At 70.4% G+C, this 19,085-nt stretch carries 16 protein-coding genes; 3 read left to right on the top strand and 13 right to left on the bottom strand.

Going from position 1 to position 19,085, the window contains the following annotated elements:
* The 12 genes from AB4Z48_RS25970 to AB4Z48_RS25915 all read right to left on the bottom strand — a co-directional run.
* Positions 1 to 591: fused MFS/spermidine synthase (locus AB4Z48_RS25970; protein ID WP_441619266.1), on the bottom strand; the 591-nt coding region annotated here is incomplete at its 3' end.
* 201 nt (positions 592 to 792) lie between these two features.
* On the bottom strand, positions 793 to 2,496 hold the full coding sequence (locus AB4Z48_RS25965; RefSeq protein WP_441619264.1) for an arylsulfatase: 1,704 nt from the start codon (positions 2,494 to 2,496) through the stop codon (positions 793 to 795).
* A 99-nt stretch (positions 2,497 to 2,595) separates the two neighbouring features.
* Positions 2,596 to 3,669, bottom strand: coding sequence for an HAD family hydrolase (locus tag AB4Z48_RS25960; RefSeq protein ID WP_441619263.1), 1,074 nt, complete (start codon positions 3,667 to 3,669; stop codon positions 2,596 to 2,598).
* A 14-nt stretch (positions 3,670 to 3,683) separates the two neighbouring features.
* Positions 3,684 to 4,967: a formylglycine-generating enzyme family protein gene (locus tag AB4Z48_RS25955; RefSeq protein ID WP_441619261.1), complete on the bottom strand. Its 1,284-nt coding sequence runs from the start codon at positions 4,965 to 4,967 to the stop codon at positions 3,684 to 3,686.
* Positions 4,968 to 5,107: 140 nt separating this feature from the next.
* Positions 5,108 to 6,142, bottom strand: a complete 1,035-nt coding sequence (locus AB4Z48_RS25950; RefSeq protein WP_441619259.1) for a LysR family transcriptional regulator — start codon at positions 6,140 to 6,142, stop codon at positions 5,108 to 5,110.
* Positions 6,143 to 6,536: 394 nt separating this feature from the next.
* Entirely contained in the window at positions 6,537 to 7,493 is a 957-nt protein-coding gene (locus AB4Z48_RS25945; protein WP_441619257.1) for a SphA family protein, read from the bottom strand.
* 181 nt (positions 7,494 to 7,674) lie between these two features.
* Positions 7,675 to 9,159, bottom strand: a complete 1,485-nt coding sequence (locus AB4Z48_RS25940; protein ID WP_441619255.1) for a hypothetical protein — start codon at positions 9,157 to 9,159, stop codon at positions 7,675 to 7,677.
* Positions 9,156 to 10,850, bottom strand: coding sequence for a vWA domain-containing protein (locus AB4Z48_RS25935; RefSeq protein WP_441619253.1), 1,695 nt, complete (start codon positions 10,848 to 10,850; stop codon positions 9,156 to 9,158). The genes AB4Z48_RS25940 and AB4Z48_RS25935 overlap by 4 nt, the downstream gene beginning before the upstream one ends.
* Complete coding sequence (locus AB4Z48_RS25930) at positions 10,850 to 11,884, bottom strand: vWA domain-containing protein (protein WP_441619251.1); 1,035 nt, start codon at positions 11,882 to 11,884, stop codon at positions 10,850 to 10,852. The genes AB4Z48_RS25935 and AB4Z48_RS25930 overlap by 1 nt, the downstream gene beginning before the upstream one ends.
* Positions 11,871 to 12,404 carry a DUF4381 domain-containing protein gene (locus AB4Z48_RS25925; RefSeq protein WP_441619249.1) on the bottom strand — a complete coding sequence of 178 codons (534 nt, stop codon included), beginning with the start codon at positions 12,402 to 12,404 and terminating at the stop codon, positions 11,871 to 11,873. The genes AB4Z48_RS25930 and AB4Z48_RS25925 overlap by 14 nt, the downstream gene beginning before the upstream one ends.
* 19 nt (positions 12,405 to 12,423) lie before the next feature.
* Entirely contained in the window at positions 12,424 to 13,365 is a 942-nt protein-coding gene (locus AB4Z48_RS25920) for a DUF58 domain-containing protein (RefSeq protein WP_441619286.1), read from the bottom strand.
* A gap of 48 nt (positions 13,366 to 13,413) precedes the next feature.
* Entirely contained in the window at positions 13,414 to 14,412 is a 999-nt protein-coding gene (locus AB4Z48_RS25915; RefSeq protein WP_441619247.1) for an AAA family ATPase, read from the bottom strand.
* A gap of 313 nt (positions 14,413 to 14,725) precedes the next feature.
* Here AB4Z48_RS25915 and AB4Z48_RS25910 point away from each other — a divergent pair, with 313 nt between their 5' ends.
* The 3 genes from AB4Z48_RS25910 (at position 14,726) to AB4Z48_RS25900 (ending at position 18,323) form a co-directional block, all read left to right on the top strand.
* Positions 14,726 to 15,118 (top strand): RT0821/Lpp0805 family surface protein, encoded by a 393-nt coding sequence (locus AB4Z48_RS25910; RefSeq protein ID WP_441619245.1) that lies wholly within the window; start codon positions 14,726 to 14,728, stop codon positions 15,116 to 15,118.
* Between the two features lie 179 nt (positions 15,119 to 15,297).
* Positions 15,298 to 17,727 carry a carbohydrate-binding family V/XII gene (locus tag AB4Z48_RS25905; protein WP_441619243.1) on the top strand — a complete coding sequence of 810 codons (2,430 nt, stop codon included), beginning with the start codon at positions 15,298 to 15,300 and terminating at the stop codon, positions 17,725 to 17,727.
* A gap of 101 nt (positions 17,728 to 17,828) precedes the next feature.
* Positions 17,829 to 18,323 carry a hypothetical protein gene (locus AB4Z48_RS25900; RefSeq protein WP_441619241.1) on the top strand — a complete coding sequence of 165 codons (495 nt, stop codon included), beginning with the start codon at positions 17,829 to 17,831 and terminating at the stop codon, positions 18,321 to 18,323.
* On the opposite strand, the gene AB4Z48_RS25895 is transcribed toward AB4Z48_RS25900, so the two are convergent.
* Positions 18,320 to 18,499: a hypothetical protein gene (locus AB4Z48_RS25895; protein WP_441619239.1), complete on the bottom strand. Its 180-nt coding sequence runs from the start codon at positions 18,497 to 18,499 to the stop codon at positions 18,320 to 18,322. The genes AB4Z48_RS25900 and AB4Z48_RS25895 overlap by 4 nt on opposite strands.
* Positions 18,500 to 19,085 lie beyond the last annotated feature (586 nt).

Below are 19,085 nucleotides of genomic sequence, written 5' to 3'. Positions count from 1 at the left end.
CGCCAGCACCAGCGCCGCGCAGCCGGCCACGCCGTTGAGCGCCGCCGCCGCGCAGGCGCTGCCGAGCACGCCCAGCCACGGCACCAGCGCAAAGCCCGCCAGCAAGGTGCCGGCGATGGCGCCGGCGGTATTGGCCGCGTACAGGCGCCCGCCACTGCGGCCCACGCCGTCCGGCGCCGGCGCGAGCGCGCGCATCAGCACCGGCAGCGTCCCGCCCATCGCTACCGCCGGCAGGCCCGCCAGCAGGATCGGCAAGGCCCACGCCAGCACGCCGGCGCGGTCCTGCAGCCAGGCAAACGGCATCGCCGCCATGGACAAGCCCACGGTGCAGGCCAGCGCCAGCACCAGCACGGCCAGTTCAAGCCGCGCGTACAGCCGCAAGGGACAGGCGCTGCGGTCCGCCGCGCGCCCGAACAGCCAGCCGCCGAGGGCCAGTCCGCCGAAGAAGGCGCTGACCGCGATGGTGACCGCGTGCACCTCCACGCCCACCACCAGGGTGAGCTGCTTGATCCACAGCACCTGGAACACCAGCCCGGCCGCGCCCGAGGCCAGCAACAGCAGCGCCGGCCAGGCCCACCCCAGCGTCGCCATGTCTCGCGGGGGCGCCAGGTCCGGCCTGGCCACGGCCGGGCGGCGCGCCGTCCCGCCCCGTCTGCCAGGCTTTTTGTCGATCCGCGCCACGTGGGAATCCAGCATTGCTTGCCACCCTGGAAAACGCGGCCGGGCGGGCCGCAATGATTGCGGCCCGCCCGGCTGCCGGTCGAGGCTAGTGCATCGGGCCTTCGCCCCCCGCTACTGCTGCCCTCGCTTCTTGAAGGCCTCGTCGATCTTCCTGTCCACCTGCTTGCGCACCTGGTCGATGCTGAAGCTCGCCGGCCGCTGGCTGGGCGGATAGTCGACGAAGGTCTGCAGGAACATGGTGGCCTTCATGGTCGCGATTTCGGTCAGGTACGCGTTCTTGGCCAGCCAGTCATCGTACTGGTCGGACACGATGTCGGCCCGCTCGTAGGGATCCATGCGCAGATTGAACATCTTCGGGACACGCAGGCAGGTGAACGGATTCCGCCACACGGCGAATCCCCCGGGCGAGGTCTGCTCGCAGAAGACCGCCTTCCAGTCGCCGAAGCGCATCGCCACCAGTTCGCCGTCGTCGTTGAAGTAGTAGAACTCGTCGCGCGCGCTTTTCGGGGATTGCCCGGTCAGCAGCGGCAACTGGTTATAGCCGTCCAGGTGGACCTTGAAGTTCTTGCCGCCGAAGCCGGCCCCCTTGAGCAGCTTGTCCTTGACACCGGCGTCGCCGGCCGCCGCCAGCAGCGTGGGGAACCAGTCCAGCCCCGAGAACATCTCGCTGGTCACGGTGCCAGGCTTGATCTTGCCCGGCCATCGGACCATGGCCGGCACCCGGAACGCGCCTTCCCAGTTGGTGTCCTTCTCGCTGCGGAACGGCGTGGTGGCGGCGTCCGGCCAGGAGAACTGGTTGGGGCCGTTATCGGTGGTGTAGATGACGATGGTGTTGTCGGCGATCTTCAGGTCGTCCAGCGTCTTGAGCAGCTTGCCTACGTCGCCGTCGTGCTCGATCATGCCATCCGCGTACTCGTTGCCGGGCATGCCGCTCTGCCCGCGCATCGACGGGCGCACGTGCGTGTAGACGTGCATGCGCGTAGTGTTCATCCACACGAAGAACGGCTTGTTGGCCTGGGCCTGCTTGGTGATGAAGTTCTGCGCGGCGGCCGTGGTCTCGTCGTCGACGGTCTCCATGCGCTTGGTGGTCAGCGGGCCGGTGTCTTCCACCTTGCCGTCGGCGGTGCTGTGGATCACGCCGCGCGGCGAGAAGTTCTTCACGAACGGGTCGTTCTTGTCCTTGGGCCAGTAGTCGCGCTGGGGTTCTTCCTCGGCGTTGAGATGGTACAGGTTGCCGAAGAACTCGTCGAAACCGTGCTTGGTGGGCAGGTATTCATCCTTGTCGCCAAGGTGGTTCTTGCCGAACTGGCCGGTGGCATAACCCAATGGCTTGAGCGCTTCGGCAATGGTGATGTCGCCCTTCTGCAGGCCCACCGGCGCGCCCGGCGCGCCGACCTTCGAGAGCCCGGTACGCAACGGCGTCTGTCCGGTGATGAACGACGAGCGCCCGGCCGTGCAGCTGTTCTCTGCGTAGTAGTCGGTAAATATCATGCCCTCGCGGGCGATGCGGTCGATATTGGGCGTCTTGTAGCCCACCACGCCCAAGCTGTAGGCACTGATATTGGTCTGCCCGATATCGTCGCCGAAGATCACCAGGATATTGGGCTTCTTGCCCGTACCCTGTGCCGGAGCGGGTGGCGGCTTGGCGGCGGTGGCGGCTGGCGCCGGCGCGGGCTTGGCCGCGCCCTGCGCTTGCGCGTCAGGCGGCGCGGACAGGAAGAAGACGGCGGTCGCCGCGGCGGCCAGGCCGCCGATGCCGGCCAGCGCCAGCGCCGTCCCGCGGCTCCGATGCAATTTCCCCAACGAAAAGTTCATGGCAAGGCTCCCGACGAAATCAAGACGAGTCCGTCCGCGTTCGGCACGAACGGACATGTGCAACAAAGGGATTGCTGAGCGCGACTGCGCCGCGCGGTGCTACTTGGGTGGCGGGTAGATCTGCTGCCAGTCCTGCTTCATGCTGATCACGGTCCAGCCGCGCGCGGTGGCCGCGTCCCAGGCCTTGTCGAGCTTGCCCACCGCCGACTGGCGGTCATAGGCGAACTCGCGCTCGGCATCGTCGTGATGCACCAGCAGCGCCAGGCGCCGGCCGGCGCCGCCGGTGGTGTATTCCAGCATCTGCAGGTCGCCGTCAGAGTTGCCCACCGCCAGGATGGGCCTGCGGCCGATGCGCAGGTAGATGCCGACCGGCTTGCCCGGCCCGTCGTCGACGAAGGCCAGCTTGGGCTCGCGCACCAGCACCGGCTGGCCGTTGCGCACTTCGTACTTGATCGATGCGGTGGAGCCGATCACCTGCTCGGGCGGGATGCCATAGACCTGCTCCGACCACGGCCGCATGAACTCGATGGTGCCGCCGGAGACGATGTAGGTCTTGAAGCCGTTGGCGCGCAGGTAGGCCAGCAGCTCCAGCTGCGGCTGGTAGACCAGTTCGGTGAACGGGCGGTTGAGCCTGGGATGGCGCGACTTGTCCAGCCATGCGCGGATCGCCTTGTCGTACTCGTCCACCGTCATGCCGCTATTGGCCGCCATGACCAGTGGCAGCAGCTGTTTCTCCTGGGCGTGCAGCGCGGCCATGTCGTTGGCCATCAGGGCCTTGAGGGCGGCATTGTTCTTCCACTCCGGATGGCTCGGCGCGGCGGCCTTGACCTGGTCGAGCAGGAACAGGAACTGGAAGTACAGCGGCTGCTCGCTCCACAGCGTGCCGTCGTTGTCGAACACCGCGACGCGCTCCGCCGGCGGCACGAAGGTGGGCGCGCCGGCGCGCGTGACATCGGCCACGAAGGCGAGGATGGCCTGCCGCGCGGCGCCGTCGCGCCACGATGGCAAGACAGCGGCGGTACTTGCCTGCGCCGCCCGCACCGGCGCCGCCCCGCCACCGCTGTCCGCTGGCGGCCCCGCGCAGCCTGCCAGCGCCGCCGCCAGCGCGACGGCCGCGAGCCCGGCGGCCTGGCATCGGCGCGCGTGGCAGGACAACAACGTGAAACGCGGCATGGCCGGCTCCTCCCTCAGTGGCGCGCGGCAGGCTGGCCCGCCGTGGCCTGCGCCAGCGCCGCTTGCCCCTGCTCGCGCAGGGCCTCCCATTTGGCGTCGTCCATGACCAGCCGGAAACCCAGGTGCGACATGCTGTTGTACGGATCGGTGCCGCGCCGGGCGCTGGGCCGGTAGCTCAGGCAATAGTCTTCATTGCAGAGGAAGGAGCCGCCGCGCGTGACCCGCTTGGGCGCCGTCACCGGCACGCCAGGGTCGGCCGGGTCCCACGACTGCGCGGGACCCGCCGGAGAATCGATGGTGCGCCTGGCCACGGCCTCGCGCTCGAACTGGTCGGCGCGATACCAGTCGGCCACCCATTGCCAGGCGTTGCCGGTCATGTCGGACAAGCCATAGCCGTTGGGCGGGAAGGTGCCGGCCGCGCTGGTGCCGAGCGCGCCGCCCGCCTTGGCGCTGACCACCGGGAATGGCTGCGCCTGCTGGCCCTGCCAGACATTGGCCATCTGCTTGCCGTCGGGCGCGAACTGGTCTCCCCAGCCGTAGGTGGCCTGCTCCAGGCCGCCGCGCGCGGCGAACTCCCATTCGGCCTCGGTGGGCAGCCGCTTGCCGGCCCACTTCGCATAAGCCTGCGCATCTTCGTAGGAGACCTGCACGACGGGGTGATCGTCCTTGCCCGCGATACTGCTGTCGGGGCCGCCGGGATGGCGCCAGTCGGCGCCGGGCACGTAGCGCCACCAGCGCGAGTAATCCTGCAGCGGCACCGGGCCGGCGGTACCGACGAACACCATGCCACCCGCCACCATTGCGCTGTCCGGCGGCCGCGGCGTGCCAGGCGGCAGCTGGACCCTCAGGGTTTCCCAGTCGGGCGGCTTCTCCGCGGTGGTGACGTAGCCGGTAGCCTGCACGAACTTGCGGAATTCGGCATTGGTGACGTGGTGCTGGTCCATCCAGAAACCGTGCACGCGCACCTTGTGCGCGGGCCGCTCGTTGGGCTGCGCCAGCTTGTGGTCGCTGCCCATCAGGAACTCCCCGCCGGGCACATGCACCATGCCGGCCGGGCCGTGGACGCCGTCGCCGGCTTGCACACCGACTGGCCGGGCCGCGTCCGTGCCGCCCCGCCAGTAAGAAAATGCGCCGCCTGCCGCCACCGCCACGCACAGCAACGCGCCGCCGAGCAGAACGCTGCGGCGCCGCAGCGCCGCGCTGGCCGGCAGTGCCGCCGCCGGCGCCATGGCCGCGTTTGCCGTGCTGGCCCCGGCCATCGCCTCGTTGCGCCGTTTGCTGTTCCGGCTCCGTCCCATCCCGCCTCCTGCCGTAGGCAATGCAAAGATATCCTCACAACTGCGCAGCCATGCTCGCAAATCGCACGGCAAAACGGAAATCAATTCTTTGCGCCTTCGATCTGAATGATTTCATCGTCGCGGTACGGCATCGGCCAGCCTCATGCCGGCACCGCGGCTTCCGTGTCGTAGCGGGCATTGGGCAGCGCCGCCGCCAGGCTGCGCTGCAACTGCGCGCGTACCCTGTGCGCGGTGCGGCGCAAGGCCGGATCGTGCGCGATGGCAGCGATGCACAGCTCCACCGGCGGCGGCTGGCCGAACAGGCCGGACGTGGGCAGCACGGCGAAATCCCGTGCCTGCAGCGCGCTTTCCAGTCCCGGTGCAGGCAGCAGGATGGCCGCCGGCCTGGCCTGCGCGAGATCGAGCAGCGCCTCCATCGAGAGCGATGAAACCCGCGCTGCGCCCAGCGCGCTGACCGTGTGGATCCAGTTGTCGATCTGGCCGGAGAGGCCGAGTAGCGCTTCCGGGATCAGGCATGGCGCGGCCCCGCCAGCCGCACAGCGAGGGCCGGCATGCGAGCGGCAGAACACCGGAATCAGCGAGCTTTGCATCCTGGCCACCGTGCAGCCCCTGCCCTCCAGGCGGGTCTCGCCCAGCGACACCACGATCTCCAGGTCGCCGCCGGGCTCCGCCTGGCCTTGCCTGGCATGCGACAAGCTGAGCCGGCTGACCGGCACCGTGGTCCTGACCACCTTGACCACCAGCTCCGCGGCGAGATCGATCGGCCCCGCCAGGCGCACGCGCGCCAGCCCGACGCAGTCGGCAAGCGGCGGCGCGCGGCCGGAGCACGCATCGTCGAGAATGCCGAGCATGCGCCGCACCTTGGGCAGGATCTCCAGCGCCCTGGCGGTCGGCACCAGCGCGCCCTTCTCCGCGCCTGGTATGAACAGCGCGCCAAGGCGGTCTTCGAGCGCCTGCAGGTGGTACAGCACCGAGGAGGACTGGATGCCGTTGGCCTGGGCCACGGCGTGCACCGTGCCGCGCTCGGCCAGGTCGACAAAGGTGCGCAGGTAGCGCGTGTGGCCGCGCGGCATCGGCGCGGCCCTGCTGTCGCGCAACTGGGCCACGGCGGGCGGCCGGCTCGCGCCCTTGGTCCTTCGGCCTGACGTGGTCAGGGCATCCGTCGTGTTTCGCATTCCAATCGCCACCGCCGCCCCTTTGGTTTGGCAATTGCAGGGCTTACCTTCGTTGCCATTATCAGAATGAAGGCCGGGGCTGCGTTCTCGCGGACGCCTTCGCCCCTGCGTCTCCGGCTTACCGATTTGCGACTTAGCTAAGCAAAATTAGCTTCTTAATTTGTAGGTGCTGGCAGCGTGTCCCGTAGTGAAAGTTTTCGTAGGCGAGAGAGCGCGGCAGCACATGGCAGCGCACAAAAGAGGGGAAAGTGCTGCGCGGCAGACAGGCGGCGCGATGGCGGTGCCACCCGGCGGCAAAACCGGCCCAATGCCATCACCCATTCGGGTAGCGAAAAAATCGAATTCGCCTGATCCGCAGGGAACGCGCGAAGGGGGCTGGCCAAGCCCTTTTTCGTCAGAACACGACAGTCGCGGTTCCCATGAAGGTACTGGTACTGCTCAGCCGGTTCTGGCTCGATACCGTCGGCACCCAGCGCAGGCCGAGCGAGAGCATGCTCTTCGCGCCGATCTTGCTGTCGTAGGTCACGATCGGCCCGATCGCCCAGTCGTGTCCGCGAAAGCCATTGAGCCGGTCGGCGGTGGGCCCGGTATCGTTGCCAAGCTGCTGGGTGGTGCCGATGATCAGGCCGGCCCCGAAGCCATGGCCGAACTGCCTGGTCAGCATCGTGTCGAGCGTAAACAGCGGCGCGTTCTGGTAGTCCGTTGCGCTGTTGCGCGTGTAGAACTGCAGGCCCGCCACCACGTTGATCTGCATTGCGTACTGCGGCAGGATCCGGGTGTACGCCACTTGCGGGATGAACGTCCAGTTGTTGAGGCTGGGATTGGCCAGGGAGCTGGCGTCGTACTTTCCGGTGGGAGCCCAGATATTGAAGCTCAAGGCGATGTGCTCGGTCTTGGAGAAGTGGTAGCCGGCGATGACCGGCGTGAAAGCGATGTCGAACAGGTTGGATGCCGTGTCCTGCCTGCCGCCCTGCAGGCGGCCCACCGCCACGGTGGCGTTCACCTGGGTCCAGACATAGGGCAGCGTGAAGCTGGAAGCGAAATTCCACGCGCCGGTCTTGGTGTCCCACACCTTCATGATGGTAGCCAGGGTGAAGGCCACCTTGCCATCCACGCCGAGCGTGGTCTGGCCACCGATCGGCACTTCCCGGCCGCCGCCGATGGAACCGTTCAGGTAGATCTCGCCGAGATTGACGGCGAGGATGGGCTCCGGCGCCACGATGCCCGCATTGGGCGTGACGCTGGTGCCCGTGACGGGCCGCCCGAGCGCGCCTTCGGTGGCTTGCGCGTGCGCCGCGCCCAGCAGGAGCGGCAAGGCGATGGCGAATTGCTTGGTCAGCGTGGGGCGCATATTGGGTTCACCTCGGACCGTGGGCGGGGATGCCGTGGCGCCGGCAACGCCGGGCGCCGCGCGGGCGTGCGAAGTATTCTGCGGGGGATCGCACCTGGCCTGAACTGAATGTTTTCCCGGCCGGTGGCAAAGATTTTCGGCAAGGACATATCCCACCGCCCCTGGCCGGCCTCTGTTCCGCTCATGCCCCGCCTGCTAGCTGCCTGCTAGCGCCTGCTAGCTGCCTGCTAACTGCCTGCTTGCTGCCTGCTTGCTGCCTGCTAGCCGCTTGCTCGCCGCCGGGGTTGAGCGGTGGCAGTTCCCGCGCATGGCCGCGCCGCGCCGGCGGCTGCGCGGCGAGCACGTGCCGGGCCTCATCCAGGGACCGGTCGAGTGCCGCATCGACGGCCGGGCCCGCCGCCACGGCTTGCGCGCCACCATAGTTGCTCGCAAGCCACGCCTGGCCCGCCTCCGTGAAAGGCCCACGCGCGGCAGCACGCCCGGCATCGGCCAGCGTGGCCGGACCAGCCAGTCCACTGCCCCGCTTCGCTGCCAGCCGGTCCAGCCAGGCGTAGAGCGCGCCGGGCGCTCCCTGCCCGCTGCCCCGCAAGGCGCGCCGCAGCCGCATGAAGGCAGCCCGCTCCGACCCGTCCCGGGCGAGCAGCCGCCGTCGCCGCGATGCCCGCGCGCGCGCCCACAGCAGGCGCAGGCGTGGCAGCAGCAGCCATGCCGCAAACGCGAGCAACGCAACCGCGACGATGGCCCCCGCCACCTGCCGGACAGCGAAGCGGGAGGTGCCGCCACCCAGCGCCGCCGGGGACTCGCCCGGGATGGCGACGGCCGGCTGGTAGCCCCCGCCCGCCGCCGCGCTGAAATGCAGCGGCGGCACGCTGGCAGTGCGCAAGCGGCCCGCGCGCACGTCCCACCATTGCACGCTGACGCCCGGCAGCGTGTAGCGCCCGGGGCGCTGCACGACGTAGGTGGCCGCATCGATGCGATGGCCGCCGAGGAATCCCTGGCGCTCGCGGCTGATGTCTTCCACGCGCGGCGCCTTGGGATAGACCGCCAGCCCGCTCACCGGCGCGAACACGGTGGGTGGCAGCAGCATGGCCTGCACGCCGTCCGCGCTGATCTCGATGGTGCGGGTGAAGGCGTCGCCCTGCTTTAGCGCCCGCAGGTCACGGTCCAGCGTCTGGCGCACCTCGAGGCGCACGGTGCCGATGGCATTCCCGGCGCCGGGCGGGCGCGGCACTGCCTTGATCGCCAGGGTCAGCGGCGGCGTCCTGACCTTGACCGGGCCGGCGGCCTCGCCCACCTGCAGGGTCAGCTCCAGCGGCGGAATGGCGAGGTCGCCGCCGGACTGCGGCGTGATGATGTAGCTGCGCGACACGCCGAACCAGCGCTGCCCGCCGATGTCCTCGCTCAGGTTGCTGGCATCGTCTCCCGGCGGGCTGACGATGGCGCCCGGGATATCCAGCGCGGGAAAGACCGGCGCCTGCGTGAACCAGTTGGTGGTCAGCGCATCCACCACCAGCCGCACGGGCTGTCCGGCCGCGACCGGTCCGGGCGGTTCCAGGTGGGCGCGCGCCATGCTTGCCGGCCCGTCGCCGGGCGCGGCCAGCGCGGGCAACATCGCCAGCAGGCAAGCCAGCACCAGCACGGCGGCCAGCAGCGCGCGGCGGCTCATGGCGCCGCTCCGCGCGCGCCGGACGCCGGGGCCGCCGCCGGCGGCACGGGCGCCGGCTGCCGCGCTTCGATCTGGAACTTCTGCCGCAGGAAATCCGCCGGCGATACCTGCAGGTTGCGCATCCACAGCTCCGCGTTCTGTTGCTGCAGCCGGCTCATGTCCAGCTTGCCCTTCTTGCCGCCCTGCTCCTTGTTCTCGAACTCGACCTTGTCCGGCGGCAGGTCGGGCGCCTGTTCCTGGTCATCCTTGTCGTTCTTCTCCCGGGCGATCAGCGCCGCCACCAGCGCGCGGTTGGCCACGGCCTGCGCGAAGCCGGGGCGAGCCGCCAGCGCGTTGTCGTAGGCGGCAAGCGCGCGCGGGTAGTCGCGCAGGCGCGCGTAGCAATTGCCCATCATGAAGAAAGCGTCCGGCGTGTCCAGGCTCGCGAAGGCGGTCAGCGCTGCCGCATAGTCGCCCGCGCGGTAGCTGGCCCAGCCGCGCCACATGGGGTCCTGGAAACGGGCGGCGGCGCCGGCGAAGTCGCCGCGCTCGAAGCGCCGGCGGCCCTGCTGGTCCGGCGTGAAGAAGGCGCTGGCGATGGCGCTGGTGGTGGCGCTGGTGGTGGCGCTGGTGGTGGCGCCGGCCGGGCGGGAATCCGCGGCCATTGCCGGACGCGGCGCCTGCGCCAGCAGGCCCGCGAGCGTCGCAAGCCACAGCGGCAGCCAGCGTACCACCCAGCCGCGGCGGAACCACAATGCACCCAGCACGACGATGGGCACGGTGATGAGATAGCCGGCTTCCTTCCAGCGCACTTGCGCGTTCTTCTCCTGCGCGGCTTCCATATTGCGCACGGCGCGGCGCTGCACCCAGCGTATGTCGTCGTCGTCCAGCGTCAGGCTGGCCAGCGGAATATCCGCATCGGCAGACAGTGCCTTGAGTGCGGCAAGGTCCAGCGTGCCCCGCAGCGGCCTGCCCTGCGGGTCGGTGGCCACGCGGCCATCGGGGGTGCGGATGGGCCCGCCGCCCTCGGTGCCGGCCGCCAGCGCCAGCACCTGGATCTGGCCCGCCCGCGCCTGCGCGGCGAAGGCTGGAATCTGCGCGCGCTCGAATCCGTCGGTGATCAGGAGCACGGTACCGGCGGCCGACTCGCGCCTGAGCAGGCCATCCGCCAGCGTCAGCGCCGCCGCCGCGTTCTTGCCCGCGCCGGGCACCATGCCGGTGTCGAGCGCGTCCAGGAACAGCGCCATGAAGACCGGATCGTCGGTGGGCGGCACCACCATGTGCGCGCTGCCGGCATACACGACCAGGCCGGTGCGCGAGCCGGCGCGCAGCACCATCAGGTCGCGCACCTTCTGCTTGGCGCGCTCCAGCCGGGTGGGCGCCACGTCCACCGCGTCCATGCTGCGCGAGAGGTCGATGGCGATCACCATCGGCGCCTTGTCCTCGGCAAACGGCGGTGGCTCGCGCTCCCAGGCCGGCCCGGCCGCGGCAATGCCGATCAGCGCCAGCGCCGCGCAGGCGCCATGCACCGGCCGCAGGCGCGGGCCGCCGCCGCTGTCCACGATCAGCCGCGCCAGCAGATGCGGGGCGATCACGCCTTGCCAGCGGCGGCGCGGGTCCGAGAGCCGGTGCCAGGCGAAGGCGATGAGCGCGGCCGCGGGCACCAGCAGCAGCCACGGCGGGCGCAGGAAGTGAAAGGCCGACAGGTCCATCAGCGCCCCCCTGCGCGTGTTGCGGCCGCGCCCGGCTCCGGCGGCGGCTGGCCGCGCGGCCGCCGCGCGGCAGTCAGCAGCAGCATGACCGCGTGGTACAGCAGCAGCAAGATGCCGACCGCGCCCAGCGGGTAGCAGAAAAGGTCGCGCTTGGGCTGGTGCGACTGGCGCCTGACCTTGACCGGCGTGATGCGGTCCAGCGTAGCGTAGATCGCCTCCAGGCCGGCCAGGTCCTCGCCACGGAAGCTCTGCCCGCCGGTGCGCGCCGAGATGGCCTGCAGCGCAGCCAGGTCCACCTTGTTCTCGCCGCTGGCATTGAGGTCGCCGATACCGATGGTATGGATCACCAGGCCACGGTCCCTGGCCACCTGCGCGGCCTGCGCCGGCGGCACCTTGCTGGCGGTGTCGTTGCCGTCGGTCAGCAGGATCAGCACCTTTTCCTGCGCCGGCGACGCCTCGGTCATGCGCACCGCCACGCCGATGGCGTCGCCGATGGCGGTCTGCGGGCCGGCCATGCCGATCTGCGTTTCATCGAGCAAGGCCAGCACGCTGTCATGGTCCATCGTCAGCGGCGCCTGCGGGAAGGCGGCGACGCCGAACACCACCAGGCCGATGCGGTCCTGCTTGCGGCGCGCGATAAACCCGCGCACCACCTGCTTGACGGCGGTGAGGCGGTCCACGGCGCGGCCGTCCGCCCCGGTAAAATCGCGTGCCTCCATCGACTGCGAGAGATCGATGGCGAGCATCAGGTCGCGCGCGGGCTCGTCGCGCTCGATGGGCGGATCCACCCACACCGGCCTGGCCAGCGCGGCCACCAGCAGCACCCAGCACAGCGGCGCCAGCAGCCGCCGGGCCCAGTTGCCGCGCATCACCACCGCGCCGTGGGCGGGACGCTGGCCGCTGCGCTCGGCCATTTCCTCGAAGAACGGCACGCGCACCGCGGGCATGGTCTCCCGGTACGCCGGCAGCAACAGCCAGACCAGCAGCGGCAACGGCAGCAGCAAGGCCGCCCAGGGATGTTCAAAGGCGAGCATGATGCTGTCCGATCCAGTCGCGCAGCAGCGCCACCAGCGCCGTCACCTCGGCGGCCGCGGGCGGCTGGCTGCCGTAGGCCAGTTCCGGCAGCAGGCGCCCCGGCCCGCTGGTGAAGCTGCCCGCGCGCCAGGTGCCGTCCAGGTACGCCAGCCACGCCTGTGCCGACAGGCTGGCCACCTGCGCGCGCGGCGCGAACGCCAGCACCACGCGCTTGACCAGCGCCGGCAGCGCCGCCAGCGCGCCGGCGCGGCTGTGCTCGTCGGCCAGCATGGCTTCGATCCGCGCCAGCTCGGCCAGCGCTTCGCGCCGGTAGCGACTGGCCTGGCGGCGACGGTACACGCGCCACGCCAGCAGCGCCAGCACCGTCAGCAGGAGCGCGGCCAGCACCGCCCAGCCCCAGGTCTGCGGCAACCATGAGACCGGCGCGGGCGTGGGGATCTCCTGCAGCGCGGACAGCGTGGCATCGGCAGGCGCGGCGCCGGGGCTGCCGGCAACGCTGGCGCGGATCAGCTCTGCCATGGCCGTGCGCGCCGTGCGCTCATGGCCGCGGCGCCTTGCCGCGCGGGGCCAGGCGTCCCAGCAGGTGGCGCAACTGGGCCAGCGCCTCGCCCTCGGTATCGATTGCCATCATCGGCACGCCACTGCGCTTGAGCAGCGCGGTGACCTCGTGCAGGCGGCCGGTGAAGAAGGATTCGATCGGCTCGCGCACGGTCCTGGCGCCCATGTCCAGCTCGACCTGCAACTCGCCCTCCGTCACCACCATGCGCCCGGTGTGGTGCGGTACGGCCTGGAACATCGGGTCGAACACCAGCGCGGCGATCACGCTGTTGTGGCTGGACAGCTGGCGCAGCAGATCCTGCGTGCGTTGCCCGGCCCCGGCGAAATCGCTTACCACGCAAACCAGGTGGTCATGCGCCGCCACCTGCAGCGCGCGCTCCAGCGCGCGGTCGAGCTGGCCATAGACGGGCCGCGCCGTGCTGCCGGCATGCAGCGCCTGGTTCATGCCGGCCACCGCGCCCAGCACGGCCTGCACGCGCGCGCGGCTGCGCAGCGGGCGCACCAGCGTGGTGTCGCTGTCGTTGAAGACCACGGCGCCCACGCGGTCGCCGGCCTGCAGTGCCATCCACGCGCACAACGCGGCGAACTCCGCCGCCAGCACGGATTTCATGGCGCGCCGCGAGCCGAAGAACATCGGCATGCGCTGGTCCACCACCAGCAGCACCGGCAGGTCCCGCTCTTCGGTGTAGGCGCGCACCAGCGCGCGCCCGGCGCGCAGCGAGGCGCGCCAGTCGAGATGGCGGATATCGTCGCCCTGCCGGTAGCCGCGCAATTCCTCGAAATTCAGCCCGCGCCCGCGGATGCGCGAGCCGTGCTTGCCCGCCAGCACGCTGGCGTGCGGCTGGCGCATGGTGAAGCCCAGATCGCGCACGGCGTGCTCGAGCCGCGCCAGGTGCGCGACATCCACCCACACCGTGCCGATCTCCGCTGCCGTGCGCGCCGCCTCCGTGGCCACCTGGGTTCCCCGTTGCTAGGCCGGCACGGCCACGCTTTGCACCAGCTTGCGCACCACCGCATCGGCATCCACTCCGTCGGCGTTGGCGTCGTAGGACAGGATCAGCCGGTGGCGCAGGGTGGGCAGCGCCATCGCGCGCACATCGTCTGGCGTGACATGATCGCGTCCTTCGAGCCAGGCATGGGCGCGCGCGGCGCGGTCCAGCGCGATGCCGCCGCGCGGGCTGGCGCCCAGCGCGATCCATTTGGCCAGCGCCTCGTCATAGCGGGCCGGCGCGCGGCTGGCGTTGACCAGGTCGACGATGTAGCGGTCGATCGCGTCGGCCACGTGAATGGCGCTGATTTCCGCGCGCGCCGCGAAGATCGCGGCCTGTGGCACGCGCCGTGGCGGCGGATTCTCGCCCGCGGGCGCATCGGCCGGGGCCGGCCCCTCGCCACGCTCCTCCGCGCGCACCAGGCGCAGCACCTCGCGCTCATCGTCGGCGGCAGGATAGGTGATCAGCACCTTCATCAGGAATCGGTCCATCTGCGCCTCGGGCAACGGATAGGTGCCCTCCTGCTCGATCGGGTTCTGCGTGGCCAGCACCATGAACAGCGGGGGCATCGGATGCGTGGTGCCGCCCACCGAGACCTGGCGCTCCTCCATGGCTTCGAGCAAGGCGGACTGCACCTTGGCCGGGGCGCGGTTGATCTCGTCGGCCAGCACGAGGTTGCCGAACACCGGGCCCGGCTGGAAGCGGAAGCTGTTGCGCCCGCCTTCCTGGTAGAGCACGTCGGCGCCGGTGATATCGGCCGGCAGCAGGTCCGGGGTGAACTGGATGCGGCGCATCTGCGCGTCCAGGCTGGCCGCCACGCTCTTGACCATGCGCGTCTTGGCCAGGCCGGGCACGCTCTCCAGCAGCAGGTGGCCGTTGGCCAGCAGGCCGATCACGATCTGGCGGATCACCTCGCCCTGCCCCTTGATGGCCCCCTCGACATGGCGCTGCAGCGCCGCCATTGCCTCTCTTGCGCTCATTTGCCGCTCTCTCGTCAGGACGCACGGACGCAAATCGGGCCGGCGCCGTATCAGGCACTGGCGAGCAGCATGGCATATCGCCTGTCGTGCCGGGTACTGAAATCTTTCGGCGTGGTTATGTCGCTTTTTGTACTGGATGTGAAAGTTTTCACTCGGGCGCGCACCGGCATGCGGATGGCATAAGGTAGCAGGACGCGATGAAAACGTGACGAGCGCGGGACTCCGCACGCGTGCGGGCTTCGCGCCGTCTGTATCCGGACGCGTCCCGCGCCCTTCGATCCATCGAACCACCCACGACAAAAGGACTGCATCCATGACACCGCGCCAGTTGTTCCGAACTTCGCTGGCATGTGCCGCCCTGCTGGCCCCGGCCGCGCCCGCGCTCGCCTACTTCGACACATTCGTCAATGCCACGGTGATCGGCAAGATGAGCCAGAAGGAATCCGCCGCACTCGCCAAGAGCGTGGGCGAGATCCTCAACACCGGCGCCGACGGCGCCGTGGTGCCCTGGAACTATCCCGCCACGAGCGGCCGCCGCGCCATCGAAGGCTCGCTCACGCCGCTGCGCTCCAAGACCGACCAGGGCCAGTCCTGCCGCCTGCTGCGCACCCAGCTCAAGCGCGATGGCCTGGAAGACAACTGGACCGGCTGGTTCTGCAAGCAGAGCGACGGCCGCTGGAAATCGCGCAAGGTGAGCAACGAATAGGCGCCACGCCACCGCGCGCCACGCGCGCCCGGATCGACGAAGCGCTCCGGGCCGTCTGACCCAGGCAGGGGCAATGCCCGCGCCATGGGTGGCCGGGCGGCGCTTGCCGCGCCCGGCCAGGCTGGGACTATCGCCCGCTGCCGGCCAGCCTGCTGGATTTGCCGACAAGGAGCCGCACCATGCCAGCCACCGCCGCCACGCCGGCCACCGCGCGCCTGCGCCTGCTGCTGATTGCCGCCTGCCTGGCGCTGGGCATGCCGCCGGCACAGGCGGCCAATCCGCCCCGGACAGCCGCGCCGCTGACCTGGCCGCGCAACTTCGACGCGGCCAGCCAGCATATCGAGATGTACCAGCCGCAGATCGAGCAATGGGACGGCGACCGCCTCTCCGGCCGCGCCGCGGTGGCGGTGGGGGCGAAGAACGGCACGCCGACCTACGGCGTGGTGCGCTTCTCCGCGCATGCCGATATCGACAAGGCATCCGGCCTGGTGCAGATGCGCGCGATCCAGGTGGACAGCGTCGACGTGCCGACCAATCCCGAGGCGGCCGGCCAGGTGCGGCAGGCGCTGCTGGCGCGCCTGCCGCCGGCCGGGCTCACGGTGCCGCTCGATGAACTGCAGGCCAGCTACGCGGCCTCGCAGGAAGTCGCCAGGGCCTCCGGCGTGGCGGTGAAGAACGACGCGCCGCGCATCGTCTTCGCGCCCGTGCCCACGCTGCTGGTGCTGGTCGATGGCGAGCCGGCCTGGCGCGAGGCCGGCGGCACGCGCTACCAGCATGCCCTCAACAGCCGCGCCCTGCTGCTGCGCGACAGTGCCGGCCAACTCTACCTGCAGGCGGCCGGCTACTGGTACGGCGCCGCCGCGCTCGGCGGGCCGTGGCAGATGATCGCCAGCCCGCCGCAGGCGCTGGTCACCGCCGCTGGCAAGGCCCAGGCCGGCGCCAAGGCCGATCCGATGCTGCCGGCCGACGGCAGGCGTCCCGCCGCCCCGCCCGCCATCCTGGTGGCGACAGGCCCCACCGAGCTGATCGTCACCGATGGCGCGCCCAAGTTGTTGCCGGTGGCCGGCGTCAGCCTGCTGACCGTGAGCAACACCGACCGCGCGGTGTTCGTCGACCCCGCCAGCAACCGCTACTACGTGCTGGTCTCGGGGCGCTGGTTCGCCGCGCCGGGTGTCGACGGGCCGTGGCAGTTCGTGCCGGGCAGTGCATTGCCCGCGGACTTCGCGCGCATCTCGCCCCAGGATCCCAGGGCCAACGTGCTGGTTTCCGTGCCGGGCACGCCGCAGGCACGCGAGGCGCAGATCGCGGCCACCATTCCGCAGACAGCGGCGGTAGCGCGCGCCAAGGCCACGCTGACGGTCGGCTTCGACGGCTCGCCGCGCTTCGCGCCGATCGAGGGCACCTCGCTGAACTACGCCGTCAACGCCGCCACGCCCGTGATCCAGACCGACGCAGAGCACTTCTACGCAGTGGCCAACGGGGTCTGGTTCACCGCCGCCGGCCCGACCGGCCCCTGGCGTGTCGCCACCGAGGTGCCCGGCGCGATCTACACCATCCCGGCCAGCTCGCCGCTGCATTACGTCACCTATGTCCGCATCTATTCGGTCGCGCCCGATACCGTGGTAGTGGGCTACACGCCCGGCTACATGGGTGTGGTGATCAGCGCCGACGGCACCGTGGTGTACGGCACGGGCTATGTCTATCCGGCCTATGTGGGCTCGGTCTACTACGGCTATCCGCCCACCTACGGCTACGGCGCGGGCTTTGCGCTCGGCGCCGCGGAGGGCTTCGCCTTCGGCTTCGCGGCAGGGGCGTTCTGGGGCGCGGCGTCACCCTACTGGGGACCGTACTGGTGGGGCGGGGGCTACAACTGGAACTACGTCAACGTGAACCAGGCCAACTTCTACGGACGCTGGGGACAAGGCACGGTGACCCATGCCTCGGGCTGGGACGCCTGGACCGGCACGCAATGGCGCGGCACCGCAGGCGCCGGCTACAACCCGGCCACCGGCGCCCGCTTCCAGGGCAGCGCGGGCGCCGCCTTCAACCCGTACAGCGGCAATGCCGCGGCCGGGCGCCAGGGCTCGTTCTACAACCCGTCCACGGGCAGCGCCGGCGCCGGGCGCGGCGGCATCGCCGGCAATGAATACACCGGCAACTACGCGGGCGGGCGCCAGGTGGCCGGCTACAACGCGCAGACCGGGCGCGCCGGCGCGGCCGAGTTCGGCGTGGCCGGCAATACCCAGACCGGCCAGCGCGAAGCCGGCAGCAAGGGCTTCGTGGTCAACCGCGGCCAGGGCAACGGCGTGGCCTGGAACAACGGCGACGTCTACGCCGGACATGACGGCAACATCTACCAGCACACCCAGGACGGCGGCTGGCAAAAGCACACCTCGGGCGGCTGGGAGCCGGTGCAGCCCGATGCCAATGCCAACGTCGGCGGCCAGCTGGAGCAACAACGCCAGGCGCGCGACCTGGGACAGCAGCGCTTTGGCCAGACTGCTCGCCAGTGGGGCGGCGGCGCGGGCAACCCCGGCGCCAGCTTCGGCGCGCGCGGCGGCGGGCGGCGCATGGGCGGCTTCCACGGCTTCCACGGCTTCCACCGCTAGCGCGGCAGCTTGCGCGCATCCCTGCATCCCCCATTCCGGGGATGCGCGGCGGCGCATGGCGGCCGATACTCTGCTTGTCGAGTGCCCCGGAGGAGCCAGCCATGGACCGCCGAACCCTGCTGATTGCCGCCCCCGCGGTCCTGATCGCCGGCCGGATGGCCGGTGCCAGCGCGCAACCAGGCGAGGCAGCGCCCTTCCACGCCACCGCCGAATCCCGCATCACCCTGCTCTACCTCGGGCAGGCCAGTTGCCCGCCATGCCGAGGCTATGAAGCGGAATACTTCGGGCGCATGGACAAGATGGCGAAGTCGTTTCCGGAGTTCCGGGAAATCGACTATGTGAAGCTGAGCCTGGGCAGCGGCAAGGCCGTCGTCACCGCCGGCCTGCTGCCTGACCACCTCAAGTGGGTTGCCACCGAGACGCGCGACGGCCACGCGATCATCCAGAACGCCTATGGCACGCCGTTCTTCGCCGCCGTCGTGGACCACGAAGTGTGGGCGCAGGGCCCCGCTGTGTCCGGGCTCGAAGGCGAGGTGCTGCCGGCCCTGCGCCGCGCGGTGCAGGAACGGGCACGCAGCGCGCGGGTACCCAGCTAGTGGCGCGTATGCGGGTCGCTCGGGTCGGGTTCGCGGCGCTCGCGCTCGCGCCGCTGCTGGCTGCGGGCAAGCTCCTTGCTGACGTCCTGGGCAAGCTGGCGCATGTCGGCCACGCGCGCGTCGAGTTCGTTGGGAAAGATGTCGTGTGCCAGGTTGACCTTGAGGGTGAAGGACATGATGTGGCTCTGTTGGTATGGAGTTCGTCGATGAGTGCGCATGCCTGACGCTGGCGTGGCCGGATCGACCGGGTCGCCTGTGTCGCCTGCGGCACCCTGGCTCGCTGTGGCGCTAGAACCCGCCTTGGAAACGGCAGGTTGTCACGGTATCGCGAACCTCTTTGCTACCAGTATGGGATATCGCACGCAGGTTTTCCTTTGATGTTGTTTATCGGTGCGATAGGCATCGACCCCGCGCTGGAATGTGGTGTCGCGGACCGCGCCGGGATCCCCAGGCCCGCTTCCCGCCCGGAGGGCAACCCGCGCCATCCCGGCAGGCGAAGCGGCCAGCGCGTCCCCCGCCCGGACGATGCGTCGGTGCGACGCCGAACATGGTCCCCGCGCGGGCCCATGCGATCCTCGGGACCGCGGCCGGCGCCGCTGCCAATGGCATGCAAATACCGGCAAATGCACGGAAAAACGCGCATGGGAGGCCGACGTGGCATCAATGCTGCTGTCGTGCCGCGCGCTGCCCGGCTGGTCCCGGACGTGCCCAGTGGCGGCTTCCGGCTTCGTGGTGCGCGCGTCGGCACTTGCAACGGCCTTG

Source organism: Cupriavidus sp. 2TAF22, from assembly GCF_052115045.1.
In the GTDB taxonomy this organism is placed as follows: Bacteria; Pseudomonadota; Gammaproteobacteria; order Burkholderiales; family Burkholderiaceae; genus Cupriavidus.
Note: the sequence above shows the minus strand (reverse complement) of the source record. Positions and strands in the feature narration are given on the sequence as shown.